This window comes from Microbispora sp. H10670, assembly GCF_014161385.1.
Classification (GTDB): domain Bacteria; phylum Actinomycetota; class Actinomycetes; order Streptosporangiales; family Streptosporangiaceae; genus Microbispora; species Microbispora triticiradicis.
In genome coordinates this window covers 1-23,131 of sequence record NZ_JABBWW010000029.1, presented here as the reverse complement: position 1 = coordinate 23,131, position 23,131 = coordinate 1, and the positions used below count along the sequence as shown (strand labels likewise).

Genomic DNA, 23,131 nt, shown 5'->3' with positions numbered 1-23,131 from the left:
CGGGTCGAAGTCATGAGCAGGTGGTGCCGTTGAGAGTGAAGGCGGTGGGTTTGGGGTTGGAACCGCTGTAGGTGCCGTTGAAGCCGACCTGGACGGACTGTCCGGGGGCGATGGTCTTGTTCCAGTCGAGGTTGACGGCCGCCACGTTCGCGCCGTTCTGGGTCCAGGTGGCCGACCAGCCGGGTGGGCTGATCTTCTGGGTGCCGGGGAAGGCGAACCTCAGCGTCCAGCCGTCGACCGCGGTCGTGCCGGTGTTGGCGATCGTGACGGTCGCGGTGAACCCGCCGCCCCAGTCGCTCGTGCCGTACGTCACCCGGCATCCGCCACCCGGCGACGGCGACGGGCTGGGCGAGGGGGACGGCGAAGGGCTGGGCGACGGCGAGGGGCTGGACAGGCCGTGCTGCGCGGTCGCGGTGAGCGTGGCCGAGGGCTGGCTGGAGTTGCCCGCGGCGTCCCGCGCCACGACGTAGAAGGTGTAGCTCGTGCCGGCGACCAGCCTCTCCGCGACGTAGAGGGGGGTGGTCGATGAGCCGATCTTGCTGAAGCCGGTGCCCTGCCTCATGTACACGTCGTAGCCCGTGACCCCGGTGTCGTCGGTCGAGGCCGTCCAGCACATCGGCACCGCGTTGGTGAAGTCCGCGCCGCAGACCCGCAGCCCGGTGGGCGCGCTCGGCGGCGTGGTGTCCACCGGAGGCGGCGAGGCGGACGGAGAGACGGACAGCGAGGGGCTGGGGGACGGCGACGGGCTCACCGTGCCCTCCGGCGGGGTGCCCCACACCAGCGTGTTCCCGTCGTACACCGGCACGTGGGAGGCGGCCGAGGCCGACCAGTCGTTGGCCGGGTCCCAGGTCGCGCCGTTCGGCACGGAGATGCGCAGCTGGGTGCTGCGCCGGTAGAGCTGGGCGTCGCCGGGGTAGATCGGCTTGCCGGTGCAGTCCACCTCCGCGTAGTAGGTGCGGTCCCTGGCGAGGACGGGCCCGGTCACGGCGCAGCCGCTGCTGTCGCCGCCGGTCACCTTCACCTGCGAGGCCGAGGTGGAGCCGTCGAGCGTGAAGTAGTAACGCGCCTTCCCCGACTGGAGGACGCGCGGAGGCCAGTTCGACGTGTTGGTGATGGTGACGGCCAGCGAAGTGCCGTCCACACCGGTGTAGACGTTGTCGACACCCGCGGTGATCTCGTCGTACTTCCTCTCCGGCGCGGGGAAGTCCGCCAGCGGCGTGCCGCCGTACTCCTTGGCGAACCGCGCGAGCACGTTGGTGATGCCGGAGTTGTAGTCGATCGCCACCTCGTTGCGGACATAGTCCGTACGGCTGTCGGTGTAGGCGTCGGCGGCGTCCGGTCCTCCGGCGAGCGCGCCGTACAGGACGTGCAGGTTCGGGCCGGTGGTGTCGCTCATGTATCCGAGGTACTGGCCGCTGGCCGCCCGATGGTGGACGTGCGTCGGCGGGTTGGTCCCGAAGCCGACCATGTAGCTGGAGTGGCGGGGATTGTCGCCGAGTGCGTAGTCGACCTGCCGCTTGGCGAAGTCGTGGTAGCGGGCGTAGAGCGGGTCGCCGGTGCCGAGGTGGTCGGCGTAGACGAGGGCCACCCACGCGGTGTTCAGCGCCATGCGCAGGGAGGCCCAGTTGAAGACGTACGCCAGGCCGCCTGGGGTGATCGTGCCCTTCTTGCCCTTGTATCCGGTGGTCCAGTAGTCGAGGTAGCGCTGGACGTCGTCGATGTACTTCTGCTCGCCGGTCAGCGTGGCCATCAGCGCGTAGACGCCGTATTCCTTGTCGTTCCACCCCAGGCCGAAGGTGTAGGCGGGCACCGTGGTCCCGCCCGCGCCCTGGCCCGCGTCGGGCTCGCTGCCCATCTTCGGGTAGAACTCGCGGGCCTTGTCCAGGTAGCTCCCCGTGCCCGTGGCCCGGTAGAGCCACACGGCCGCCCAGGCCAGCTCGTCCCAGTACATCTTGGTCGCGCCGGGGTGGTCGGAGCCGCCCTCCCAGGTCGAGTTGTAGTAGCCGGAGATGCCCGGCACGCAGCTCGTGTACGCGGTGTCCTGGCCGTTCGTCCCCTTGGTCGTGTCGGCGAACGTGAACAGCTGCCTGGCGTGCGTCAGCAGCGTGTCGGCGTACGACGGGTCGCTCTGGCGGAAGGCCATCGAGGAGGCCGCCATGGCCGCGGCCGTCTCGGCGACGACGTCGGTGCCCTTGCACGTCGGGGTGATCTTGTAGACCGGCCGCGACATGCCCTTGATGTCGATCACCTCGGGCGGACCCCAGTACGCGTGGTCCACGCTGCCGTCGCCCACCTGGACGTACAACGTCTCCGGCTCGGGGTGGGCGGCGATCAGGTAGTCGGTGGCCCATTTGAGGTTGTTCAGCATCGGCGTGAGCTGGGTCCCGTAGCCGGACCGGTTCTCGACCAGCCCCCAGGCCAGCATCGTGGTGGTGAACGCCATCGGGAAGCCGAACTTGACGTGGTCGCCCGCGTCGTACCAGCCGCCGGACAGGTCCACCCCGGCCGGCTTGCCGTCGTTCAGCGTGCGGTCGCCGCGCCACTCCACCCGGCTCCAGGCGGGCTTCCTACCCGACTGCTGCGCCTCGTAGAAGTAGATCGACTTCTGCAGGGCCTCGGTGTAGTTGTACGACGCCGCGGCCTGGGCCCGCGTCGGCCCGGGGACGAGCGGGGCGGCCAGCACGGCAGCCAGCGCGGTGACCAGCCCAGTGGCCAGCGCAGTGGCCGGCCGGCCCAGCGACAGGAGTCTCATCGATGCCTCGTCTCAGGAGCAGGTGGTGCCGTTGAGGGTGAAGGCGGTGGGTTTGGCGTTGGCGCCGGTGTAGGTGCCCTGGAAGCCGATCTGGACGGACTGGCCGGCACCGATGGTCTTGTTCCAGTCGAGGTTCGCCGCGGTGACGGCGGTCCCGGTCTGCGTCCAGGTGGCCGACCAGCCGGGCGGGGAGATCTTCTGGTTGCCGGGGAAGGCGAACTTCAGAGTCCAGCCGTTGATCGTCGCGGCACCGGCGTTGGTGATCGTGACGGTCGCGGTGAACCCGCCTCCCCAGTCGTTGGTCGCGTACGCGACCTTGCACGTGCCCCCGGACGAAGGCGACACAGAGGGGGACGCAGAAGGGGACGCAGAAGGCGACGCAGAAGGCGATGCAGAGGGCGACGCAGAGGGCGATGCCGACGGGGACGCCGAGGGCGACGCCGACGGGGAGACCGACGGGGAGGGTCCGGTTCCCGGCGGGGTGCCCCAGAGCAGCCTGCCGTCGTTGCCGTACAGCGTCATGCGGTCGGCGCCCTTCGCCGACCAGTCGTTGGACGGGTCCCAGGTCGCGCCGTCGGCCACGCCGATCCTGAGCTGCACCTCGCGGCGGAACTCCGACTGGCCGCCCGGGAAGATGAGCGTGCCGGTGCAGTCGACCTCGGCGTAGTACGTCCGGCCCTCCAGCAGGTGCGGCCCGGTGGGCTGCTTGCACTGGGTGTAGGACGTGCTCACGGTGACCTGGCTCGCCGTCGTCGAGCCGTCGAGCGTGAAGTAGTAGCGGAACTTCGCCTTGTCCAGCACGGTCGCGGGCCAGGCCGACTTGTTGATGACGAAGGTCTTGGCCGCCGTCTCCCGGGTCGTGTGGGTGATCGTCGGCTCCAGGGAGAACTCCGGGCCGTCGGGCGTCTCGCGCGGCAGCGTCGCGAGGGGCGACCCGCCGTACGCGCCGTAGAGGACGGCGAGCGAGCTGGTGATGCCGGAGTTGAAGTCGAGCGCGACCTCGTTCTTGACGTAGTCGCCCCGGCTGTCGGTGTAGGCGTCGGCGCCGTCCGGGCCGCCGACCAGCGCGCCGTACAGGACGTGCCTGCTCACGGTGGGTTCGCCGTCGGGACCGGCGTTGGTCCAGGAGCCGTGCGCGCCGCGGTGGTGAGGGTTGCGCGGCGGGTTGGTCCCGAACCCGATCATGTAGCTGGAGTGGCGCGGGTTGTCGCCGAGCGCGTAGTCGATCTGGCGCTTGCCGAAGTCGTGGTAGCGGGCGCGGAGCGAGCTGGACGAGCCGAGATAGTCCGCGTACCTCAGGGCGACGAACGCGGTGTTGGCCGCCATGCGCAGCGAGGCCCAGTAGAAGATGTACGCGAGGCCGCCGGGGGTGATCGTGCCCTTCTTGCCCTTGTAGCCCACGGTCCAGTAGTCGAGGTAGCGCTGGACGTCGTCCTTGTACTTCTGCTCGCCGGTCAGCTCGGCCATCTGCTCGTAGACGGCGTACTGCTTGTCGTTCCAGCCGAAGCCGAAGTTGAAGACGGGCACCTGGACGCCGTTGCTCCCGGGGTCTTCCTGGGTGCCCATCTTGGGATAGAACTCGCGGGCCCGGTCGAGGTAGCTCGCGGTGCCCGTGGCCCGGTAGAGCCAGACGGACGCCCAGGCCAGCTCGTCCCAGTACATCTTCGTGGCGCCCTCGACCTGGCCGCCCTCGCCGGTGGAGTTGTAGAAGCCCTGCGCGGCGCTGACGCAGTTCACGTACGCCGTGTCGCGGCCGTTCGTCCCCTTGGTCGTGTCGGCGAACGTGAACAGCTGCCTGGCGTGCGTCAGCAGCGTGTCGGCGTACGACGGGTCGGTCGGCCGGAAGACGATCGACGACGCGGCCATCGCGGCGGCGGTCTCGGCCGCCACGTCGGTGCCGGGGCACGACGCGGTGATCTTGTAGACCGGCCGCTTGTGGCCCTTGGCCTCGACGGTCTCGGGCGCACCCCAGTAGGAGTGGTCCTCGCCGCCGTCGCCGACCTGGACGTAGAGGACGTTCGGCTCGGGATGGGCGTTGATGAAGTAGTCGCCCGACTGCCGCAGCGTGTTCAGCAGGTACGGCAGCTGGCCCGACCTCTCGTAGGCCGACCGGTAGTCGACGCCGCCCCAGGCCAGGGTGGTGGTCATGGAGGCCATCGGGAAGCCGAACTTCACGTGGTCGCCGGCGTCGTAGAAGCCGCCCGACAGGTCGACTCCGGCGGACTTCCCGTCGTTCACGGTCGAGTCGGCCCGCCAGGTCACCCGGTTCGTGGACGGCAGGTGGCCCGACTCCTGCGCCTCGTAGAACAGGAACGACTTCTGCAGCGCCTCGCCGTAGGCGAACGTGGCGGCGGAGGCGGGAGCCCCGCCGGAGGTGCCGGACAACACGGCGCCGGTCGACACTGTCACGGCCAGTGCCGCCGCGGTGCTCGCGCTCAGCAGCCGTCGCGGTAGTCGCATGGAAATCCCCCCAGGGATGACGTACGGGCGGGACGACCGGAAAGGGATCCCGCCCGGATCGTGCGTACGGGACCTGGCGCGCTCCAAGCGCGGCCCCGGACGCAGCGCCGTCCGTACAGGTCAGGGGCGTCACAGCCAGCTGGGGGAGTGAAACTTTCAGCACGGGCCCGGCCGCTGTGAGGGCATGGCGACCGCGAATTAACCATGCCGGACATTTCGAGAAACGCCGCGTACCTAGCGTCCGAGTCGTGGATGCAGGGCTGTATACAACACCGGACACGGGCCCGGCCGGGAGGACGAAACTCCGGCGGGAGCAGGTCTACGGCGAGTTGCGCCGGCGGCTGATGCTCGGCGAGTTCGCGATCCGGTCCCGGCTGGTGGAGGAGCGGATCGCCGCGCTGCTGGAGGTCTCCAGGACCCCGGTACGCGAGGCGCTGGTCCGCCTCCTCGCCGACGGCCTGGTGGAGCGGGGCCAGGACGGCGGTTACTACGTCGCCCAGCCCGACCTGCACGACCTCAGAGACCTCTACGAGCTGCGGGTGACTCTGGAACTGCGCGGGATCAGCCGCGCGCTGGAGCCGGCCGTACGCGGGCACGACCCGGCGGTGCTGGAACCCCTGCGCGACCAGTGGCGCGCGCTGCGGGACGACCAGCCGGAGCCCGACCCGCAGTTCGTGGTGATGGACGAGGACTTCCACGTCACGATGAGCCGCGCCTCGGGGAACGCGGCGCTCACGAGCACCCTCGCGTCCGTCAACGCGCGGATCAGAGCGGTGCGCATGTACGACTTCCTGACCGCCGACCGCATCACCCTCACGATCCTGCAGCACCTGGAGATCGTCGAGGAGGTCCTCGCCGGGCGTCTCGAGGACGCCCTGACCGCGATGCGCCGGCACGTCGGGGAGTCGATGGACGTCGTCGAGCGCAGGGCCGCTCGCGCGATCACCCAGATGGCCCTCAACCGAGGCAGGCGCCATGACGTTGACCGAGGCTCCCACTGACCATCCCCTGCTCGCGGCTCGCGGCCTGACCCGGGCGTTCGGCGACGTCGTCGCCAACGACGGGGTCGACTTCGACGTACGGCCCGGCGAGGTGCACGCCCTCGTCGGGGAGAACGGCGCGGGCAAGAGCACCCTTCTCAAGCTCATCTACGGCGTGCACCGGCCCGACGCGGGCGACCTGGTGGTGGACGGCACGCCCGTGCGGGTCGGCAGCCCGGCCGCCGCCCGGTCCCTCGGGATCGGCATGGTCTTCCAGGACCTGCGGCTGGTCCCCGCGCTGACCGTGACGGAGAACGTCGCGCTCGCGATGCCCGGCAGGCTCAGGCCCGCCGCGCTCGCGCGGCGCATCGCGGCCGCCGCCGAGGAGTACGGCCTCGCCGTGGATCCGCACGCGAAGGTCGCCCATCTTTCGATCGGCGAGCGCCAGCGCGCCGAGATCCTGAAGGTCCTCCTCACGGGCAGCCGGGTGATCATCCTGGACGAGCCGACCAGCGTGCTGGCCCCCCAGGAGGTCTCCGCCCTCTTCCAGGTCGTCCGGCGGCTGCGCGGCCTCGGGTACGGCGTCGTCATCGTCACCCACAAGCTGGGTGAGGTCAGGGCCGTCGCCGACCGGGTCACCGTGCTGCGCGGCGGCCGGGTGATCACCGGCGGGGCGGACCCCGCGGCGTACGACGACGCCGAGCTGGTGGAGGCGATGGTGGGCCGGGCGGTGCCGCCGCTGCCCGCCGACCGCCCCGCGCCGCCGCCCGGCCGTACGGCCGCGCTCTCCCTCACGGGAGTCGGCGCGTACGGCGACAACGGGGTGCTCCGGCTGCGCGACGTCACGCTCGACGTGTTCCCCGGCGAGGTCGTCGGGGTCGCGGGCGTGGCGGGCAGCGGCCAGCGGGAGCTGTGCGAGGTCGCCTGCGGCCTGCGCCCGGCCGCGACGGGTGTGGTCGCGGTCGCGGGCGAGGCGCTCACCGGCCCGTCCGGGCGGGTCGCCGAGGTGCCGGAGGACCCGCTGGCCGACGCCGTCGTCCCCGGGCTCACGGTCGTCGAGCACGTCGCGCTCGGCCTGCCGCGCAGGCCGCGGCGGCGGCTGAACGTCGACTGGCGGCGGGTGGCCGAGATCTCCCGCGACCTGGAGGGCCGCGCCGGGCTCGGCATGGCCGCGGCCCGCCGCAGGGTCGCCGAGCTGTCCGGCGGCAACGTCCAGCGGGTCATGCTCACCCGGGCCCTCGCCCGTGACGACGCCGCGCTGGTCGTCGCCGCCTACCCCAGCCGGGGCCTCGACATCGCGACCACCCGGCGTACGCAGGAACTGCTCCTGGAGCGGGCGGCGGCGGGCGCGGGCGTGCTCGTCGTCTCCGAGGACCTCGACGAGCTCATCGCGATCAGCGACCGCATCGCCGTCCTGCACGACGGCCGCCTGGCGGGCGTCGTGGCGGCGCGCGGTGCCGACCGGCAGGAGATCGGACGCCTCATGCTCGGCGGTGCGATCGGTGGTGCGGCGTGACGGCCACGCTCACGCGGCCCGCGGTAGCCGACCGGACCGCCTCCCCGGTCAGGACGGCACTGAGGACGGCGGCGCGGTGGACCGGGGCGCTCGCCGGGGCCGTGGCGCTGTTCGCCGTCCTCCTGCTGGCCAAGGGGGTCGACCCGGTCGCGGCGCTGACCGGCATGGTCGCGCAGGCGTTCACCGGGCCGAGCCTGGAGCAGATCGTCATCAAGGCGACCCCGCTGGTCCTCGGCGCGATGGCGGTCGTGCTGCCCGCCCGGGCCGGACTCACCAACGTCGGCGGCGAGGGGCAGATCCTCATCGGGGCCGTCGCGGGCGCGGGCGTGGGCCTGTCCGTCCCCGGGCCGGCCGCGCTGCCGCTCATGCTGCTCGCCGGGGCGGCCGGCGGCGCCCTGTGGGCGGGCGTGGCGGCGGCGATGCGGCTGGTGGTGGGGGTCAATGAGGCCGTCACCACGCTGCTGCTCAACTACGTGGCGCTCGACGTCATGCTCTACCTCATCTACGAGCCGTGGAAGGACCCGCACGGCTCCGGGCAGCCGGCCACCCGCCCGCTGGAGATCGTCCAGCGGATGCCGCTGGTCAGCGGCACCGCCGTCCACATGGGGATCGTCGTCGCCCTGCTCGTCGCCGTCGCCGTGTGGCTGGTGCTGCGCGGCACGTCGTTCGGCTTCCACCTGTCGGTCGTCGGCGGCAACCCCGAGGCGGCCCGCCGCGCCGGGCTGCCGGTGGCGCGGCTGATCCTCGCGGCGATGCTGCTCGGCGGGGCGTTCGCGGGGCTGGCCGGAGCCGTCCACCTGGCCGGGGTCGAGTTCAAGCTCAGGCCGGGGCTCACCACGAACATCGGCTACATCGCCTTCCTCGCCGCCTGGCTCGCCCGGCACCGGCCGCTGCCGGCCGTGGGGGCGGCGCTGCTGCTCGCCGCGGTCACGGTGGCCGGCGACAGCCTCCAGCTCGACAGCGGGCTGCCGGCCGCGACCGTGAACGTCCTGATGGGCCTCGTCCTGCTCGCCGTACTCGGATGGAGTCGCCATGCTCGTCGTTGACGTGCTCGCCGGAGGGGTCAGGGGCGGGACCGCGATCATGTTCGCCGCGCTCGGCGAGACGCTGGCCGAGCGGGCCGGGGTGGTCAACCTCGGCACCGAGGGCTGCATGCTGGTCGGCGCGCTCGGCGGCTACGCCGTCGCGGCGGAGACCGGGAGCCCCTGGCTCGGCCTGCTGGCAGGGGCGCTCGCGGGCGCGCTGCTCGGGCTGGTGCACGCCGCCGCCGTCCTGTGGCGGGGCGCGGACCAGTTCGCCACCGGCCTCACGCTCATGTTCCTCGGGCTCGGCCTCACCTCGCTGTTCGGCGCGGCGTACGTCGGCAGCCCCGCCCCCGGGTTCGACCCGGTGCCGGTGCCGGTGCTCGGCGATCTCCCGATTGTGGGGGAGATCCTGTTCCGGCACGACCCGGTGACCTACCTGTCGTTCGCCGTCGCGCCCCTGCTGTGGTTCCTCCTCGGCCGCACCAGGACCGGCCTGCTGGTCCGCACGGCCGGGGAGCGCGCCGACGTGCTGCACGCGCACGGGCACTCGCCCGCCCTGGTCCGCGCCGCCGCCGTGGTGGCCGGCGCCGGGCTGGCCGGGCTCGGCGGGGCCCAGCTCTCCACGGCGTACGCCCACGCCTGGTTCGAGGGCATGACGGCGGGCCGGGGCTTCATCGCGGTCGCGCTCGTCATCTTCGCCGCCTGGCGTCCCCTGTGGGTGATGGCCGGGTCGTACCTGTTCGGCGCCGCGCTCGCCGTGGCACCGGCGCTGCAGGCCCGCGGGCAGGCGCTCAACCAGTTCGCCCTCGACGCCCTGCCCTTCGTCATCACCCTCGTCATCCTCGCGATCCTCGGCAGGCGCACGCTGCGCGCCGCCCCCGAGGAACTCCGCCGCGTCTTCGCTCGCTAGCCGGGAGACCCCATGCGCACGATCATCGCCGGGGCGGCCCTCACCGCCCTCGCCGTCCTCTCCACCCTCACGACCGCCTGCTCCGCCAACACCGCAGGGACCGCCGCGCCCGCCGCCCCGGGCGGCGCCGCGCCCGGCAAGGACTCGCCCGCCGTCGGGTTCGTCTTCGTCGGCCCGAAGGACGACTACGGCTACAACCAGGCCGCCTACCAGGGCAGTCAGGAGGTGGCCAAGGTGTTCCCGCAGCTGAAGGTGATCACCGCGGAGAACGTGCCCGAGGACGACAACGCCGCCCGCGTCATGAACAGCATGATCGCCAAGGGCGCCCGGATCATCTTCGCCACGTCGTACGGACACCTGGACGCCGCGCTCAAGGTCGCCGCCGAGCACCCCGACGTCGTGGTCGTCCAGCAGGGCAACCTCATCACCGGGACCACCCCGCCGAACGCGGGCACGTTCTTCGGCACCGTGTACGAGCCCGTGTACCTCGCGGGCATCGCGGCGGGCAAGGCGACGAAGACCGGCAAACTCGGATACGTCTACGCGTTCCCGATCAGCCAGACCATCGACAACATCGACGCCTTCGAACTAGGCGCCCGCTCGGTGAACCCCACCGTGAAGACGTACGCGGTGAGCACGTCGAGCTGGTGCGACCCGGCGAAGCAGGCCGAGGCGGCGGCGAACCTCCTCAAGCAGGGCGTCGATGTGATCACCCAGCACCAGGACTGCACCGCGACCGTCATCAAGGCGACGGAGGCGGCCGGCGCGATGACCGTCGGCTACCACGCCGACGCCTCCGGCATCGCCCCGAAGGGCTGGCTGACCGGGTCACAGTGGAACTGGGGACCGCTCTACTCCGACATCGTCCGCACGGCCCTGGCCGGCACGTTCACCGGCTCGAAGTACAACGCGAACTTCCGGGTCGGCTACAGGACCGGCGACAACCCCTTCGTGCAGTCGCCGTACGGGCCGGGCGTGGACGAGGAGACGAAGAAGCTGGTCGACGCCGCGAAGGAGAGGCTCAGGAACTCCTCGCCCTTCGCCGGGCCGGTGCGTGACCAGGAGGGCAAGGTCCGCGTCCCGGAGGGCACCGTGCCCGACTACGAGACCATCGAGAAGATCGACTACTTCGTCGAGGGCGTCGTCGGAAGCCTGCCGAAGTCGTGAGGTCCTCAGTCATGACCACCACTCCGTATCCCTGGCCCTGGCACGGGCGTCTGGACCCGTCCCGGCTCGCCCTGCTCGCCGTGGCCTGCCCGGATCGCAGTGCCAGAGGGGGGATGGCTGGGGGGACAGCCGGCCTGGAGGAAACGGTGCGCGGTGCGGGCGGCCTGGTGGTCCGGGTCGGGGTCCGTCCGCCGCTGCGCCCCGCCGGGCCTCCGGTGGCACCGTCGAGTAGGGCTCCGGGTAAGGCTCCGGACTGCGACGTCACGGCGGCGGGGTGGGACGGGTTCCACGGCAGCGGCCTCGACGACCTGCTCAGGGCCGCCGGGCGCGACCTGCTGGCGCTCACCGGCTGCTGCCTGGAACTCGGCGTCCACTCGACGATGCGGTCGGCAAACGACCGGGGGTACGAGTGCCTGCTGGTGGCGGACGCCTGCGCCGCCGCCGACCCCACGCTGGCCGGGGCCGCCCTCTCCATGATCGAAATGTCCGGCGGGATCTTCGGCGCGGTCGGATCGAGCGCCGCCCTCATCAGGGAGCTGTCATGATTTTTCCGGTTGTCGAGGCGGAGCCGTACGCCTGGCCGTACGACGGTGGGCTCGATCCCGCGACCACCGCCCTGATCTGCGTCGACTGGCAGGTCGACTTCTGCGGGCCGGGCGGCTACGTGGACATGATGGGCTACGACCTGTCGCTCACCCGGGCCGGCCTGGAGCCCACCGCGCGGGTGCTCGCCGCCTGCCGCGAACGCGGCCTCCTGGTCGTGCACACCCGCGAGGGACACCGGCCCGACCTCGCCGACTGCCCGCCCAACAAGCTGTGGCGGTCGCGGCGGATCGGCGCGGGGATCGGTACGGCGGGACCCTGCGGGCGGATCCTCGTGCGCGGCGAGCCCGGCTGGGAGATCGTCCCCGAGGTCGCGCCCGTCGAGGGCGAACTCGTGGTGGACAAGCCGGGGAAGGGCGCGTTCTACGCCACCGACCTCGACCTGCTGCTGCGGACGCGCGGGATCACCCATCTCGTGCTGACCGGGATCACCACCGACGTCTGCGTGCACACGACCATGCGCGAGGCCAACGACCGGGGATACGAGTGCCTGCTCCTCTCCGACTGCACGGGCGCGACCGACAAGGGCAACTACGAGGCGGCCCTGAAGATGGTCACCATGCAGGGCGGCGTCTTCGGCGCGGTCGCCCCGTCCGCCGCGCTCCTCGCCGCGCTCCTCGTTTCGCCGACGGCGGCTCTGTGACCCCCGCCGAGGTCGTCGCGGGCACGTACCGGAGGATCCGCGAACGCGGGGACGACGGCGTCTGGATCAGCCTCCGCCGGGAGGCCGACGTGCTGCGCGACCTGGACGGGCTCGACCCCGCGCTCCCGCTGTACGGCGTGCCGTTCGCCGTCAAGGACAACGTCGACGTGGCCGGGTTGCCGACGACGGCGGCCTGCCCGGCCTTCGCCTACCGGCCCGCGCGCAGCGCCCCGCTCGTGGACCGCCTGGTGGCGGCGGGGGCGCTGCTCGTCGGCAAGACGAACCTCGACCAGTTCGCCACCGGCCTGTCCGGGACGCGCACGCCCTACGGCGCGTGCGAGTCGCCGCTGGTGCCGGGGCTCATCTCGGGCGGCTCGTCGTCCGGGTCGGCCGTGGCGGTGGCGGCGGGGCTCGTGCCGTTCGCGATCGGCACCGACACGGCGGGGTCGGGCCGCGTGCCGGCCGCGCTCACCGGGACGGTGGGGCTCAAGCCGTCCCGCGGCCTGGTGCCCACCCTCGGCGTCGTGCCCGCCTGCAGGTCGCTCGACTGCCCCAGCGTGTTCGCGCGCACGGTCGCGGACGCGACGGCGGTCCTGCGGGTGATCGCCGGGCCGCACCCCGGCGACCCGTGGTCGCGCACGCCGTCACCCCGGAAGCCCGGCGGCGGCCCGTCCGCCCGGATCGGCGTTCCGCGTACGCCGGAGTTCTTCGGGGACGGCGCCGCGGCGGAGGCGTTCACGGCGGTGACCGAGCGGCTGGCGGGCCTGGGCCACGAGATCGTGCCGGTCGACCTGACGCCGTTCCTCGCGGCGGGGAGACTGCTCTACGAAGGGCCGTGGGTGGCCGAGCGGCTCGCGGGCGTGGGCGACTTCGCCGCCCGGCACGCGCGCGACCTGCACCCGGTGACCCGGCGGGTGCTGGAGAGCGGCGGCGCGATCAGCGGGGCCGAGGTGTTCGGAGGGCTGCACCGCCTGCGGGAGCTGCGGTCCGTCACGGCGCCCGTGTGGACCCGGATCGACGCGCTGGCCGTGCCGACCGTACCCACGACGTTCACGCTGGCGGAGATGGCCGAAGACCCCATCGGCCGCAACACGATCCTCGGCCACTACACCACGTTCGCGAACCTGCTGGACCTCGCCGCGGTCGCCGTGCCCGCCGGGCTCACCCCGGCGGGCCGGCCACACGGCGTGACCTTCCTGGCTCCGGCGGGGTCCGACGACTTCCTGGCCGCCCTGGGCGCGGGCTTCCTGGGTGAGAAGGCCGAGAAGGCCGAGAAGGACGAGAAGGCCGAGAAGGACGAGGCGGACCCGGCGCCCCGGACCGTCCCGCTGGCGGTGGTCGGAGCCCACCGGGTGGGCCAGCCGCTGCACCCGCACCTGGTGGCGCTCGGCGCGAGGTTCGCCGCCGTCGCCCGGACGGCCCCCTGCTACCGGCTCTACGACCTCGGCGACAGGCCCGGCCTGGTCAGGGAGGAGGGCGGCTCCTCCGTCGAGGTCGAGTTGCACGAGATCACACCGGCCGCACTGGGGGAGCTGCTCGTGACCGTCCCCAGTCCGCTGGGCCTCGGCACGGTGGAGCTCTCCGACGGCCGCCGGGTCCAGGGCTTCCTGTGCGAGTCGTACGCGGTGGGGTCGGCCAGGGACATCACCGGGCTGGGCAGCTGGCCCGCCTACCTCGCGGCCGGACGCGCGTAGCGCCCGGCCGCGAGGCGGTCATGCCTGGACTGTCACACCAGAACTGTCATGCCTGGACTGTGGCAGGGGTGTAGCCCTCGACCTCGTTGTGCCGCACCTTCTGGATCAGCGTGTCCAGCGCCCAGGAGCCGGGGCCGAAGACGGCGATGAGGAAGAACGACCAGCAGAACATGGCCGCGGCCTCGCCGCCGTTGCGGATCGGGAACAGGTTCTGCGGCGCGTGGACGACGAAGTAGGCGTACGCCATCGAGCCGGAGCAGAGCAGCGCGCTGACGCGCGTGAACAGCCCGATGAGGACGAGTGAGCCGAAAACCAGCTGGATGGCCGCCGCCCACCAGCCCGGCCACGAGCCGAACGGCAGGACCTGGCCGGTTCCCCGGCTGCCGCCCAGGACCCCGAAGATCGAAGACGCGCCGTGGCAGACGAACAGCAAACCTGTCACGACCCGGAAGAGCGAGAGCACCGGCCCGCTGATCTGACCGATTTTCACGTGATCACCTTCTTGGAGGAATGAGGAGAACCGGCCGCCGAATGTTTTCAGTCAGGACTGTGTAAACCGTGCAGAATCTCCGGCGTCCCGAGCTTCGCATTGTCGGCGGATTCAACGCCCGGCTGTGGGAAGCCGCGCGCGGGTAGGGGTAAAACCCCGAAATAGCAGGTCAACCCTGAAATACCAGCAGCGTCGCTGGTGGTGTCGCTCATGCGTCCATGGACCGCGACGCGCCCGATGTCGCTGTTCGGCGCCGAACGGACAGCGGGTCGCGCTGGTCTCAGATTGCTCTCAAGCCAGTCTTTAGTCAAGTGTTCAAGTAATTCTTAGGGGGGGTCGCCGCGGCGCCGCGACGGATAATGCCTGGTAGTGCTCCGGCCGACCCCGAGTCTTTCGCCGCAAGGGCTATTCAGGCCGCCTGAAACTTTCCGAAAGGACCGCGCGCTATCGCGTCCAGAGACACTCCTGCACGGTCTGCACCAGTGCCATCAGGCCCGCCGACACTCGTTCGCCCTGCCACGCGAGGGCGTACGTCAGCCGTAGGTCGCCGGCGTCGAGCGGCACGAAGGCGACGTCGTCCCTGCGGACGGACGCGACGAGCAGAGAGGGAGTCGGCAGCAGGCCGACGCCCGCCGCGACCAGGTCGAGCGCGGCGGCGAAGTCGTCGATCTCGCCGGCCACCACGTGCTGCCGGTGGGGTCCGACGCGAGCGGCGAGCCGTGCCCACATGCCGCCGGGAGGGCGTTCACGCGGCACGAGCACCCGGTGCCGGGCGAGCCGTTCGGGCTGCAGCCGGGGCAGGGCCGCGAGCGGGTCCCCGGCGGGCACGGCCAGGTGGCTCACGGGCACGTGGAACCGGGCGGCCGTGGTCAGGTCTCGGGGGAAGGGGCTCGCCAGGATCGCGGCGGTCACCTCCCCGGCGGTTACGGCCGCGAGGGAGGCGGCGCGCCCGGCGGGACGCAGTTCCACCTCGGCCGGGGGATCGCGGCGGGCCATCCGGAGGGCCACCCGCGCCGCGAGACCACCCACCAGCGGGGGATAGGCCAGCCGGACGCCGGCGCCCGCCGGTGCGGCCAGCCGCCGCGCCTCGGCCGAGAAGGCCGCCGCGGACTCCAGCAGCGTCTCGGCGTACGGCAGCAGCGTCTTCCCGGCGGGGGTCAGCCGCACCTCGCGGCTGGTCCGCTCGAACAGGCGGACCCCGAGCACACGCTCAAGCCGCCCGACGGCCTGACTCGCGGCGGGCTGGGAGACGCCCATCTCGGCGGCGGCGCGGGAGAAGCTGAGATGCCGGGCGACGAGGGCGAAGCAGCCGATGTCACGCAGTGGCGGGCCGGGGTCCACGGGTCAGGGCTTGCGGCCGACCCCGCACATCGCGTCGACCTCCGGCGCCTCGCCGAACTGGCTGGGCCCGGGCCGCCATCGGGACACCGACACCACCCCCGGCTCCAGCAGCGTGAGACCGTCGAAGAAACGGGTGATCTGCTCGGGCGTGCGCAGACGATAGGGGTCGCCCGCCTCGGCGCGGATGCGCTCGGCCTCGTCCGCCGCCTCGGGCGCGACGACCTTCGTGCCGTCCTCGAACACGAGGTGGCTGCCGGACGGGAGGGCGTCCATCAGATAGCGCACGAGCCCGTACGCCTCCTCGTCGTCGAGGACCTGACCCATGACCCCGAGCAGCATGAGCCCCACCGGCTCGGCCAGGTCGAGCGTCTTCGCCGCCGCCTCCAGGATCGTGCCGGGGTCGCGCACGTCGGCCTCGATGTAGGCGGTCATCCCGGGCGGAGTGCTGGTCAGCAGGGCGTGGGCGTGCACCAGCACCAGCGGGTCGTTGTCGACGTACACGATCCGCGACTCCGGCGCCACCCGCTGGGCGACCTCGTGGGTGTTGGCGGCGGTCGGCAGGCCGGTGCCGATGTCGAGGAACTGCCGGACGCCCACCTCGCCCGCGAGATACCGCACGGCCCGGCCGAGGAAGCTCCGCGACTGCCGGGCGATGTCCACGATGCCGGGATACGCCTGCATGAGCTGGTCGCCGAGTTCCCGGTCCGCCGGGAAGTGGTCCTTGCCCCCGAGGAAGTAGTTCCAGACGCGTGCCGCGTGCGGCACGCTCGTGTCGAGCCTGGGACGGCCCTCGTCGCCGGGACCGTCCACCAAGCCTGCGCTCATCCGACCTCCCGTGCACAACCCTAGTGCCGGTCCACGGCGAACCCGAGAGACGGACGGCTTGAGTTTCCAGCCGCTGTCAGGGTGACACTCGTCGCCATGGACGATGAGGGACTGTTCACCGTCGGACGGCTCTCCCGCCGCACCGGGATGCCGGCGCGGACGATCCGCTACTGGTCGGACGTGGGAGTGCTGCCACCGGCGGGACGGAGCGAGGGAGGCTACCGGCTCTACGACGCCGGCGCCGTGGCACGGCTGGAGCTCGTCCGGACCCTGCGGGACCTCGGCCTCGGCCTCGACGACATTCGGCGGGTGCTGGAGCGGAAGGTCACCCTGGCGGATGTCGCCGCCGTCCATGTGGACGCACTGGACGCGCAGATCCGCACCCTGCGGATCCGGCGCGCGGTGCTCAGCACCGTCGCGAGACGACGGTCCGGCACGGAAGAGACGAACACGGAGGAGATGAAACTGTTGAACGACATGGCACGGCTGTCCGCGGAGGAGCGGCGGCGAATCGTCGAGGACTTCGTGGACGAGGTCTTCGGTGGCCTGGACGCCGATCCGGAGCTCAGGAACCGGATGGGGCACACCCGGGTCGACCTCCCCGACGACCCCACGCCCGAACAGGTGGACGCCTGGGCGGAACTGGCCGGGCTCGTACGCGACCCGGACTTCCGGCGGCGCATGCGCGACATGGTGGAACACAACAGCCGAGGGCGGGCCGGACAGGAGCCGGGGGCCTTCGCCTGGTTCGCCAAGAAGGTCGTCTGGCTCGCGGGGCAGGCCCGGGAGGACGGCGTGAGCCCCGATTCACCGGAGGCCGCCGAGGTCGTCACCCGCCTGCTCGGCGACATGGACGCCGCCGGCCGGGCGGCCGTACGGGAGCGGATCGAGGCCGGCCTGTACGCCGAGGCCGATCGGTACCGGCGCCTGATGGCGGTGATCAACGGCCGGGAGCCCAAGCCGTCCCACGCGGACGACTTCGCGTGGCTTCTGGACGCACTCCGCGCGCACCCGGGGGCCTGACCATGATGTGAGCGCGAACATTACCGACAAAGTGGACGTCGGGGAGCCTTGACAGGACATGTTAGCGCAAACAATATTAACGGGCGCGTCATATCCATGACTGGAGACCCCCCATGTCCGTATCCCCCCGCTCTTCACCGCGCAGGACCGCGATCGCGACGGCCGGCGCGCTCCTCTGCGCCGGTCTCGTGTCCACGGGTGGCGTGGCCGCCGCCGACAACGCGTGGTCGCCCAAGCCGTCGTACACCTCGACCGACAAGGGCGACGGCACCTACACCGTGCCGATCACCAACGCCGACGTGCCGGACATCAGCGTGGAGCGCGTCCCGGCCGCCGAGAACAAGGAGCACCGGGACGTCTACTACATGATCAGCACCACGATGCACCTGAGCCCGGGTGCGCCGATCATGAAGTCGTACGATCTGGTGAACTGGGAGATCGTCAACTACGTGTTCGACCGGGCCGACATCGGCGACGCGTTCTCGCTGCGCAACGGGCAGAACTCGTACGGCCAGGGCCAGTGGGCGTCGTCCCTCCGCTACCACGACGGCAGGTTCTACGCCGTCTTCAACACCAACAACCTCGGCGGCGCCTACCTCTACAGCACCGACGACGTCGAGAACGGGAAGTGGAAGCGCACGCCCCTCGGCCGCGGGCTGCACGACCCCTCGCTGTTCTTCGACGACGACGGCACGGCGTACATCTTCTACGGCTCCGGCAGCACGAGTGCCGTGCGCCTCAAGTCCGACATGTCGGGCATTGACAAGGACTTCCCGAGCATCTTCGCGGCGAGCGACTACGCCGGCAAGCCGTTCATCGGCGGCCTGTTCGAGGGTGCCCAGGTCTTCCACATCAACGGCTACTACTACGTGGTGATCATCACCTGGCCGTCCGGCCAGGGACGCCAGGTCGTCATGTTCCGCTCCAAGGACCTGCTCGGGCGCTACACCTCGGCGGACGGCACGAACACCTACGAGGCCCGCGGGGTGCTCAACTCCAACGGCTTCGCCCAGGGCAGCCTCGTGCCGATCTCGCGTGACGGAGGCGGCACCGACTGGTACGGCATGTTCTTCCGCGACAACTTCCCGATCGGGCGCACCCCGGCGCTCATCCCCGCGACGTGGCAGGACGGCTGGCCGGTCTTCGGGAACAACGGGGTCGTGCCGGTGGGCGGCGCGTTCGCCAAGCCGATCGCGCTGAGCCCGGAGGAGGAGCGGCTGGAGCAGCAGAAGAGCATCGTCGCCTCCGACGACTTCGCCAACGACGCCCCGCACAAGGCGTACATGGACGAGGACTGGACGATCCCGCAGCCGCCGGCGTACGACCCCTCGCTCATCGGCGTCGAGCTGCTGCAGAACCCCGGGTTCGAGTCCGACGCGGTCTCGCCGTGGGGCACGCAGTACGGCGCGACGATCAGCCGCGACACGACCGGCCCGGCGGCGGGCTCGGCGGCGCTGAAGGTGAGCAACCGCACGCTCAACGGTTCCGGTCCGAACCAGTACCTGAACGGGAAGGTGCAGCGCGGTGTGACCTACACCGTGTCGGCGAAGGTCAGGTACACGTCGGGGCCGAGCAGCATCCGGTTCAACCTGGTGGCCGACTGGGGCGCCGGCGTCCAGACGATGGCGTCCGGGAACGTTCCGATGGGCCAGTGGACGACGGTGACGGGCCAGTACACCGTTCCCACGACGGCGAACGTGGACAACTTCAAGTTCGCGGTGGAGACGCCGTGGGGCAACCCGCAGCCGGCGTCGTCGAGCGTGGAGTACCTGATCGACGACGTCTCCGTCGTCGGGCAGCCGGTGACGACCGAGTACCCCGCCAAGGAGGAGATCACCCCCAACGGGTCGCGCCTGGCCCCGGTGTGGGAGTGGAACCACGCCCCCGACAACCGGTACTGGTCGCTCACCGATCGCGACGGATGGCTGCGGCTGACGACCGGCAAGGTGGTCACCGGCAAGTACGTCTACACCAAGCTCTCCAACCGGGACGAGCTGACCTGGTTCGAGGAGGCGCGGAACACGCTCTCGCAGCGGACGTTCGGGCCCCGGCAGTCCGTCGAGACCAGGATGGACGTCTCCGCCATGAAGAACGGCGACGTCGCGGGCCTGGCCGCCTACAACCGCGGGTTCTCCTACATCGCGGTCAAGCGCGCCGACGGCCAGAACACGCTCGGCGTCGTCAACCGGGGGCAGCCGTTCGCGGTCGACATCGACCAGGCGGCGATCGAGAACTTCGTGCCGGGCACGACGGTTCCGCTCGGAGACGCGAGCCAGGTGTACGTGAAGGCGGACCTCGACTTCGCCTCACCGGCCGGACAGCTGTGGACGACGTTCTACTACAGCCTGGACGGGCTGAAGTGGACCCAGCTGGGCGGCCGCGTCGGCCCGCAGGCGCTGGACGGCAGCCTCTCGCACTTCATGGGGCACCGGGTCGGCCTGTTCGACTACGCGACGAAGGAGACCGGCGGCCACGTCGACTTCGACTACTACAAGCTCAGCGACACGCTGACCGCGCAGAACAAGCCGCTCGACACGAGCGCCCTCGACGCGGCCGTCGCGTACGCGGAGACGCTCGACAAGCGCGACTACCCCGCGGACGCCTGGTCCGCGACGCAGGCCGCGCTCGCCGACGCCAAGGCGGCGCGGGCCGGGCAGTTCGGCACCCAGAACCAGATCGACGCGCCCGAGCGGGCGCTCAGCTACCAGCTCGCCCGGCTCGGCACGCTCAAGGCCGCCTCGCCGGAGGTCAAGCTGACCGTCACCGCCGCCTCCCGCTGCATCGGCTCCTCGGTGTACCTGGCGGTCACGGCCGTCAACGACTCCGATGTGCCGGCGACGGTGACGCTGACCACCCCGTACGGCTCCAAGACCGTGACCGGCGTGGCCCCGGGCAAGCAGGCCTACCAGTCCTTCAACACCCGGGCCGGGCAGATCGGCGCCGGCAAGGCGACCGTGGCCGGGACCGCGACGATCGGCGGCAGGCAGGTCACCACGTCCTACGACGCCGCCTACCCCGCGGCCGACTGCCGCTGACCCCACATCTCCCCGCAAAGTCCGAGGTCAAGGAGAATATTCGTGTTGAAGCGCGTCAGAAAGTCGGCCCTGCGACGGGTCGCCGCCGCGGCCGTGACCGGCGCCCTGCTGGCGACGGCGGTCGCCGCGACGACAGGGCCGGTGCAGGCCGCAGGCCAGAACATCATCGTGAACGGCGGGTTCGAGGACGGCCTCAGCAGCTGGTTCGTCAACAACGGGAACTCGACGGACGGCGCCACGCTGTCGCCCACGACGGACGCCTACGCCGGTTCGAGCGCCGTGCTCGTCACGAACCGGAAGACGACCGGGTCCGGCCCGATGCAGGACCTGTCCGGCAAGGTGCAGGCCGGGAAGACGTACGCGATCACGGCCCGGGTGAAGTACGAGAACCCCAACAGCCCGGCGACCAAGCAGTTCTTCGCCACCATGCACTACGGCGGCTCGACGTACACGAACGTCGGCACGGTGACCGTGGCCCGCGGGCAGTGGGGGCTCATCCAGGGTACGTTCACGATCCCGGCGGGGCAGAGCGTCACGACCGCGCGGCTCTTCCTCGAGACGCCCTGGACGTCGAATCCCTCGTCCGCTCCGGACACGCACCTCATGGACTTCAAGGTCGACGACGTGTCGGTCTCGGAGTTCACCCCCTCGACGACCATCGAGGCGCTCGGCAAGAACCCGGGCGAGGGCAACCCGCTCATCTCGCACAAGTTCGGGGCGGACGGCAACGCCTTCGTCCACGACGGCCGCGTGTACATCTACATGACCAACGACACGCAGGAGTACAAGCCCGGCCCCACCGGGGTCTCTTCGACGAACACCTACGCCAGCATCAACACGATCACGGTCATCTCGTCCGACGACCTCATGAACTGGGTCGACCACGGCGAGATCCCCGTCGCCGGCCCGAACGGGGTCGCCCGCTACGCGAACAACTCGTGGGCCCCGGCCATGGAGAGCAAGGTCGTCGGCGGCAAGGAGAAGTTCTTCCTCTACTTCGCCAACAACGGCGGCGGCTCCGGCGTCATCGTCGGCGACTCGCCGGTGGGTCCCTGGCACGACGAGCGTGGCAACCTGCTCATCACGAGCGCGACGCCGGGCGCGTCCAACGGCATCAACTGGCTGTTCGACCCCGGCGTCTTCATCGACGACGACGGCCAGGGCTACCTCGTCTTCGGCGGTGGCGGCGACGACGGGACGCGCAGCGCCGAGAACACCAACCACCCGAAGTCCACGCGTGTGATCAAGCTCGGCGACGACATGATCAGCACGAAGGGCTCCGCGGAGGTCATCGACGCGCCGCTCGTGTTCGAGGCCGGCCACCTGTTCAAGCGCGACGGCAAGTACTACTACTCGTACTCGTCGAACTTCGGGTTCGGCGGCACGGTCGACCCCAACGGCCCGCCGACCGGGGCCATCGCCTATCTCATGGCCGACAGCCCGATGGGCCCCTGGACCCCCGAGACGTACAAGGGGATCATCTTCAAGAACCCCGGCACCTACTTCGGCGCCGGTGGCAACAACCACCAGTCGGTGTTCCAGCTCAACGGCCAGTACTACTTCACCTACCACGCCCAGACGCTCAACAGCCGCATCACGGGCGGCGCCACCCAGGGCTTCCGCAGCCCGCACCTCGCCAAGCTCGACTTCAACGCCGACGGCACGATCAAGGAGGTGAGGGGCGACTACAAGGGCGTCGAGCAGATCCGCAACCTCGATCCGTACCGGGTCGTCGAGGCCGAGACGATCGCGTGGCAGCAGGGCATCGCGACCAAGAAGATCGACGGCGGGTCGGAGGAGTTCGGCGCGCAGGCGCCGAACCTCGCGGTGTACGACGTCGACAACGGCGACTGGACGTCGCTCGCCAAGGTCGACTTCGGCACGGCCGGCGCCACCGGCGTCACCGCGAAGGTGCGGCCGCTCGCCGCGGGCGGCAGGATCGAGGTCCGTCTCGACGGCCGCAACTCGCCCGTGGTGGCGACCATCCCCGTCGACGCTCCGCTCGGCGAGTGGACGAGGCTCTCCGCCAAGCTCGACGGTGTCAAGGGCGTGCACGACGTGTACTTCACCTACGCCGGGCCCGAGGGCGCGGACCTCTTCGAGATCGACTCCTGGGCCTTCGCCGCGGAGCAGTCCTCGCCGGAGGTCAAGCTGACCGTCACCGCCTCCTCCCGTTGCATCGGCTCCTCGGTGTACCTCGCGGTCACAGCCGTCAACGACGGCGACGCGCCGGCGACGGTGACGCTGACCACCCCGTACGGTTCCAAGACCGTGACCGGCGTGGCCCCGGGCAAGCAGGCCTACCAGTCCTTCAACACCCGGGCCGGGCAGATCGGCGCGGGCAAGGTGACCGTGGCCGGGACCGCGACGATTGGCGGCAAGCAGGTCACCACGTCCTACGATGCCGCCTACACCGCGGCCGACTGCCGCTGACCGCACCGGCCCCGCCCCCTCATAAATTCGGAGTGATCACCCCATGCGAATGACCCGCACCACCCAGATACTCGCCGCCTCCGTGCTCGGCCTCACCCTCACCGGCATCGGCGTCTCCCCCGCCCTCGCCGACGACCCCGGCGCCGGCATCGACGTCTCGGTCACCATCACCCCCACCACCACCCCCGGCCAGATCTCCATGACCGTCGCCGACAACAACGGCGTCTCCCTCCA

General features: G+C 71.2%; 18 protein-coding genes and 2 pseudogenes. 13 read left to right on the top strand and 7 right to left on the bottom strand.

What is annotated here, in order from left to right; all coding sequences use genetic code 11:
- Window positions 1-10: 10 nt before the first annotated feature.
- The gene (locus HHX33_RS29480) at window positions 11-2,752 is read right to left on the bottom strand and encodes a glycoside hydrolase family 9 protein (protein WP_182877454.1); all 2,742 of its coding nucleotides are present in this window, start codon (window positions 2,750-2,752) and stop codon (window positions 11-13) included.
- A 12-nt stretch (window positions 2,753-2,764) separates the two neighbouring features.
- A pseudogene (locus tag HHX33_RS37780) lies at window positions 2,765-3,061 on the bottom strand (cellulose binding domain-containing protein); the annotation flags it as partial.
- Between HHX33_RS37780 and HHX33_RS37775 the strand changes: the two are divergent.
- Complete coding sequence (locus HHX33_RS37775) at window positions 3,012-3,419, top strand: hypothetical protein (protein WP_396785979.1); 408 nt, start codon at window positions 3,012-3,014, stop codon at window positions 3,417-3,419. The pseudogene HHX33_RS37780 and the gene HHX33_RS37775 sit on opposite strands and share 50 nt — an antisense overlap.
- Before the next feature lie 2 nt (window positions 3,420-3,421).
- On the opposite strand, the pseudogene HHX33_RS29475 reads toward HHX33_RS37775, so the two are convergent.
- Window positions 3,422-5,212 (bottom strand): annotated as a pseudogene (locus HHX33_RS29475) (glycoside hydrolase family 9 protein); the annotation flags it as partial.
- Window positions 5,213-5,460: 248 nt separating this feature from the next.
- Between HHX33_RS29475 and HHX33_RS29470 the strand changes: the two are divergent.
- The 8 genes from HHX33_RS29470 to atzF are packed head-to-tail and all read left to right on the top strand — an operon-like array spanning window position 5,461 to window position 13,750.
- On the top strand, window positions 5,461-6,213 hold the full coding sequence (locus HHX33_RS29470) for a GntR family transcriptional regulator (protein WP_244302247.1): 753 nt from the start codon (window positions 5,461-5,463) through the stop codon (window positions 6,211-6,213).
- Window positions 6,188-7,708 (top strand): ABC transporter ATP-binding protein, encoded by a 1,521-nt coding sequence (locus HHX33_RS29465; RefSeq protein WP_182877452.1) that lies wholly within the window; start codon window positions 6,188-6,190, stop codon window positions 7,706-7,708. Before HHX33_RS29470 ends, HHX33_RS29465 begins: the two co-directional genes overlap by 26 nt.
- Complete coding sequence (locus HHX33_RS29460) at window positions 7,705-8,754, top strand: ABC transporter permease (protein WP_182877451.1); 1,050 nt, start codon at window positions 7,705-7,707, stop codon at window positions 8,752-8,754. Before HHX33_RS29465 ends, HHX33_RS29460 begins: the two co-directional genes overlap by 4 nt.
- Window positions 8,741-9,643: an ABC transporter permease gene (locus HHX33_RS29455; RefSeq protein ID WP_111699843.1), complete on the top strand. Its 903-nt coding sequence runs from the start codon at window positions 8,741-8,743 to the stop codon at window positions 9,641-9,643. Before HHX33_RS29460 ends, HHX33_RS29455 begins: the two co-directional genes overlap by 14 nt.
- 12 nt (window positions 9,644-9,655) lie before the next feature.
- Window positions 9,656-10,810, top strand: coding sequence for a BMP family ABC transporter substrate-binding protein (locus HHX33_RS29450; protein WP_182877450.1), 1,155 nt, complete (start codon window positions 9,656-9,658; stop codon window positions 10,808-10,810).
- Window positions 10,811-10,821: 11 nt separating this feature from the next.
- Window positions 10,822-11,355 carry a cysteine hydrolase family protein gene (locus tag HHX33_RS29445; RefSeq protein WP_182877449.1) on the top strand — a complete coding sequence of 178 codons (534 nt, stop codon included), beginning with the start codon at window positions 10,822-10,824 and terminating at the stop codon, window positions 11,353-11,355.
- The gene (locus tag HHX33_RS36685) at window positions 11,352-12,056 is read left to right on the top strand and encodes a cysteine hydrolase family protein (RefSeq protein ID WP_259402995.1); all 705 of its coding nucleotides are present in this window, start codon (window positions 11,352-11,354) and stop codon (window positions 12,054-12,056) included. Before HHX33_RS29445 ends, HHX33_RS36685 begins: the two co-directional genes overlap by 4 nt.
- Window positions 12,053-13,750, top strand: coding sequence for an allophanate hydrolase (atzF, locus tag HHX33_RS29435; protein WP_182877448.1), 1,698 nt, complete (start codon window positions 12,053-12,055; stop codon window positions 13,748-13,750). Before HHX33_RS36685 ends, atzF begins: the two co-directional genes overlap by 4 nt.
- A 46-nt stretch (window positions 13,751-13,796) precedes the next feature.
- Here the strand turns inward: atzF and HHX33_RS29430 are convergent, their stop codons facing one another.
- The 4 genes from HHX33_RS29430 to HHX33_RS29415 form a co-directional block, all read right to left on the bottom strand.
- Window positions 13,797-14,240: a DoxX family protein gene (locus HHX33_RS29430; RefSeq protein WP_182877447.1), complete on the bottom strand. Its 444-nt coding sequence runs from the start codon at window positions 14,238-14,240 to the stop codon at window positions 13,797-13,799.
- Between the two features lie 47 nt (window positions 14,241-14,287).
- Window positions 14,288-14,452 (bottom strand): hypothetical protein, encoded by a 165-nt coding sequence (locus HHX33_RS29425; RefSeq protein WP_182877446.1) that lies wholly within the window; start codon window positions 14,450-14,452, stop codon window positions 14,288-14,290.
- A gap of 232 nt (window positions 14,453-14,684) precedes the next feature.
- Window positions 14,685-15,581 carry a LysR family transcriptional regulator gene (locus tag HHX33_RS29420; RefSeq protein ID WP_182877445.1) on the bottom strand — a complete coding sequence of 299 codons (897 nt, stop codon included), beginning with the start codon at window positions 15,579-15,581 and terminating at the stop codon, window positions 14,685-14,687.
- Between the two features lie 3 nt (window positions 15,582-15,584).
- Complete coding sequence (locus HHX33_RS29415) at window positions 15,585-16,406, bottom strand: SAM-dependent methyltransferase (protein ID WP_182877444.1); 822 nt, start codon at window positions 16,404-16,406, stop codon at window positions 15,585-15,587.
- 96 nt (window positions 16,407-16,502) lie between these two features.
- Here HHX33_RS29415 and HHX33_RS29410 point away from each other — a divergent pair, with 96 nt between their 5' ends.
- The 4 genes from HHX33_RS29410 to HHX33_RS29395 all read left to right on the top strand — a co-directional run.
- Entirely contained in the window at window positions 16,503-17,429 is a 927-nt protein-coding gene (locus HHX33_RS29410) for a MerR family transcriptional regulator (RefSeq protein WP_182877443.1), read from the top strand.
- Between the two features lie 113 nt (window positions 17,430-17,542).
- Entirely contained in the window at window positions 17,543-20,464 is a 2,922-nt protein-coding gene (locus HHX33_RS29405) for a family 43 glycosylhydrolase (protein WP_182877442.1), read from the top strand.
- A gap of 42 nt (window positions 20,465-20,506) precedes the next feature.
- Complete coding sequence (locus tag HHX33_RS29400) at window positions 20,507-22,897, top strand: family 43 glycosylhydrolase (RefSeq protein WP_182877441.1); 2,391 nt, start codon at window positions 20,507-20,509, stop codon at window positions 22,895-22,897.
- A 43-nt stretch (window positions 22,898-22,940) separates the two neighbouring features.
- On the top strand, window positions 22,941-23,131 hold a 191-nt coding region (locus HHX33_RS29395), incomplete at its 3' end, for a hypothetical protein (RefSeq protein ID WP_220502346.1).

Coding starts and splice junctions, on each gene's coding strand:
- HHX33_RS29415 (WP_182877444.1), bottom strand. CDS start 16,406: ATGAGCGCAGGCTTGGTGGACGGTCCCGGCGACGAGGGCCGTCCCAGG.
- HHX33_RS29445 (WP_182877449.1), top strand. CDS start 10,822: ATGACCACCACTCCGTATCCCTGGCCCTGGCACGGGCGTCTGGACCCG.
- HHX33_RS29425 (WP_182877446.1), bottom strand. CDS start 14,452: ATGAGCGACACCACCAGCGACGCTGCTGGTATTTCAGGGTTGACCTGC.
- HHX33_RS29480 (WP_182877454.1), bottom strand. CDS start 2,752: ATGAGACTCCTGTCGCTGGGCCGGCCGGCCACTGCGCTGGCCACTGGG.
- HHX33_RS36685 (WP_259402995.1), top strand. CDS start 11,352: ATGATTTTTCCGGTTGTCGAGGCGGAGCCGTACGCCTGGCCGTACGAC.
- HHX33_RS29410 (WP_182877443.1), top strand. CDS start 16,503: ATGGACGATGAGGGACTGTTCACCGTCGGACGGCTCTCCCGCCGCACC.
- HHX33_RS29405 (WP_182877442.1), top strand. CDS start 17,543: ATGTCCGTATCCCCCCGCTCTTCACCGCGCAGGACCGCGATCGCGACG.
- HHX33_RS29465 (WP_182877452.1), top strand. CDS start 6,188: ATGACGTTGACCGAGGCTCCCACTGACCATCCCCTGCTCGCGGCTCGC.
- HHX33_RS29450 (WP_182877450.1), top strand. CDS start 9,656: ATGCGCACGATCATCGCCGGGGCGGCCCTCACCGCCCTCGCCGTCCTC.
- HHX33_RS29455 (WP_111699843.1), top strand. CDS start 8,741: ATGCTCGTCGTTGACGTGCTCGCCGGAGGGGTCAGGGGCGGGACCGCG.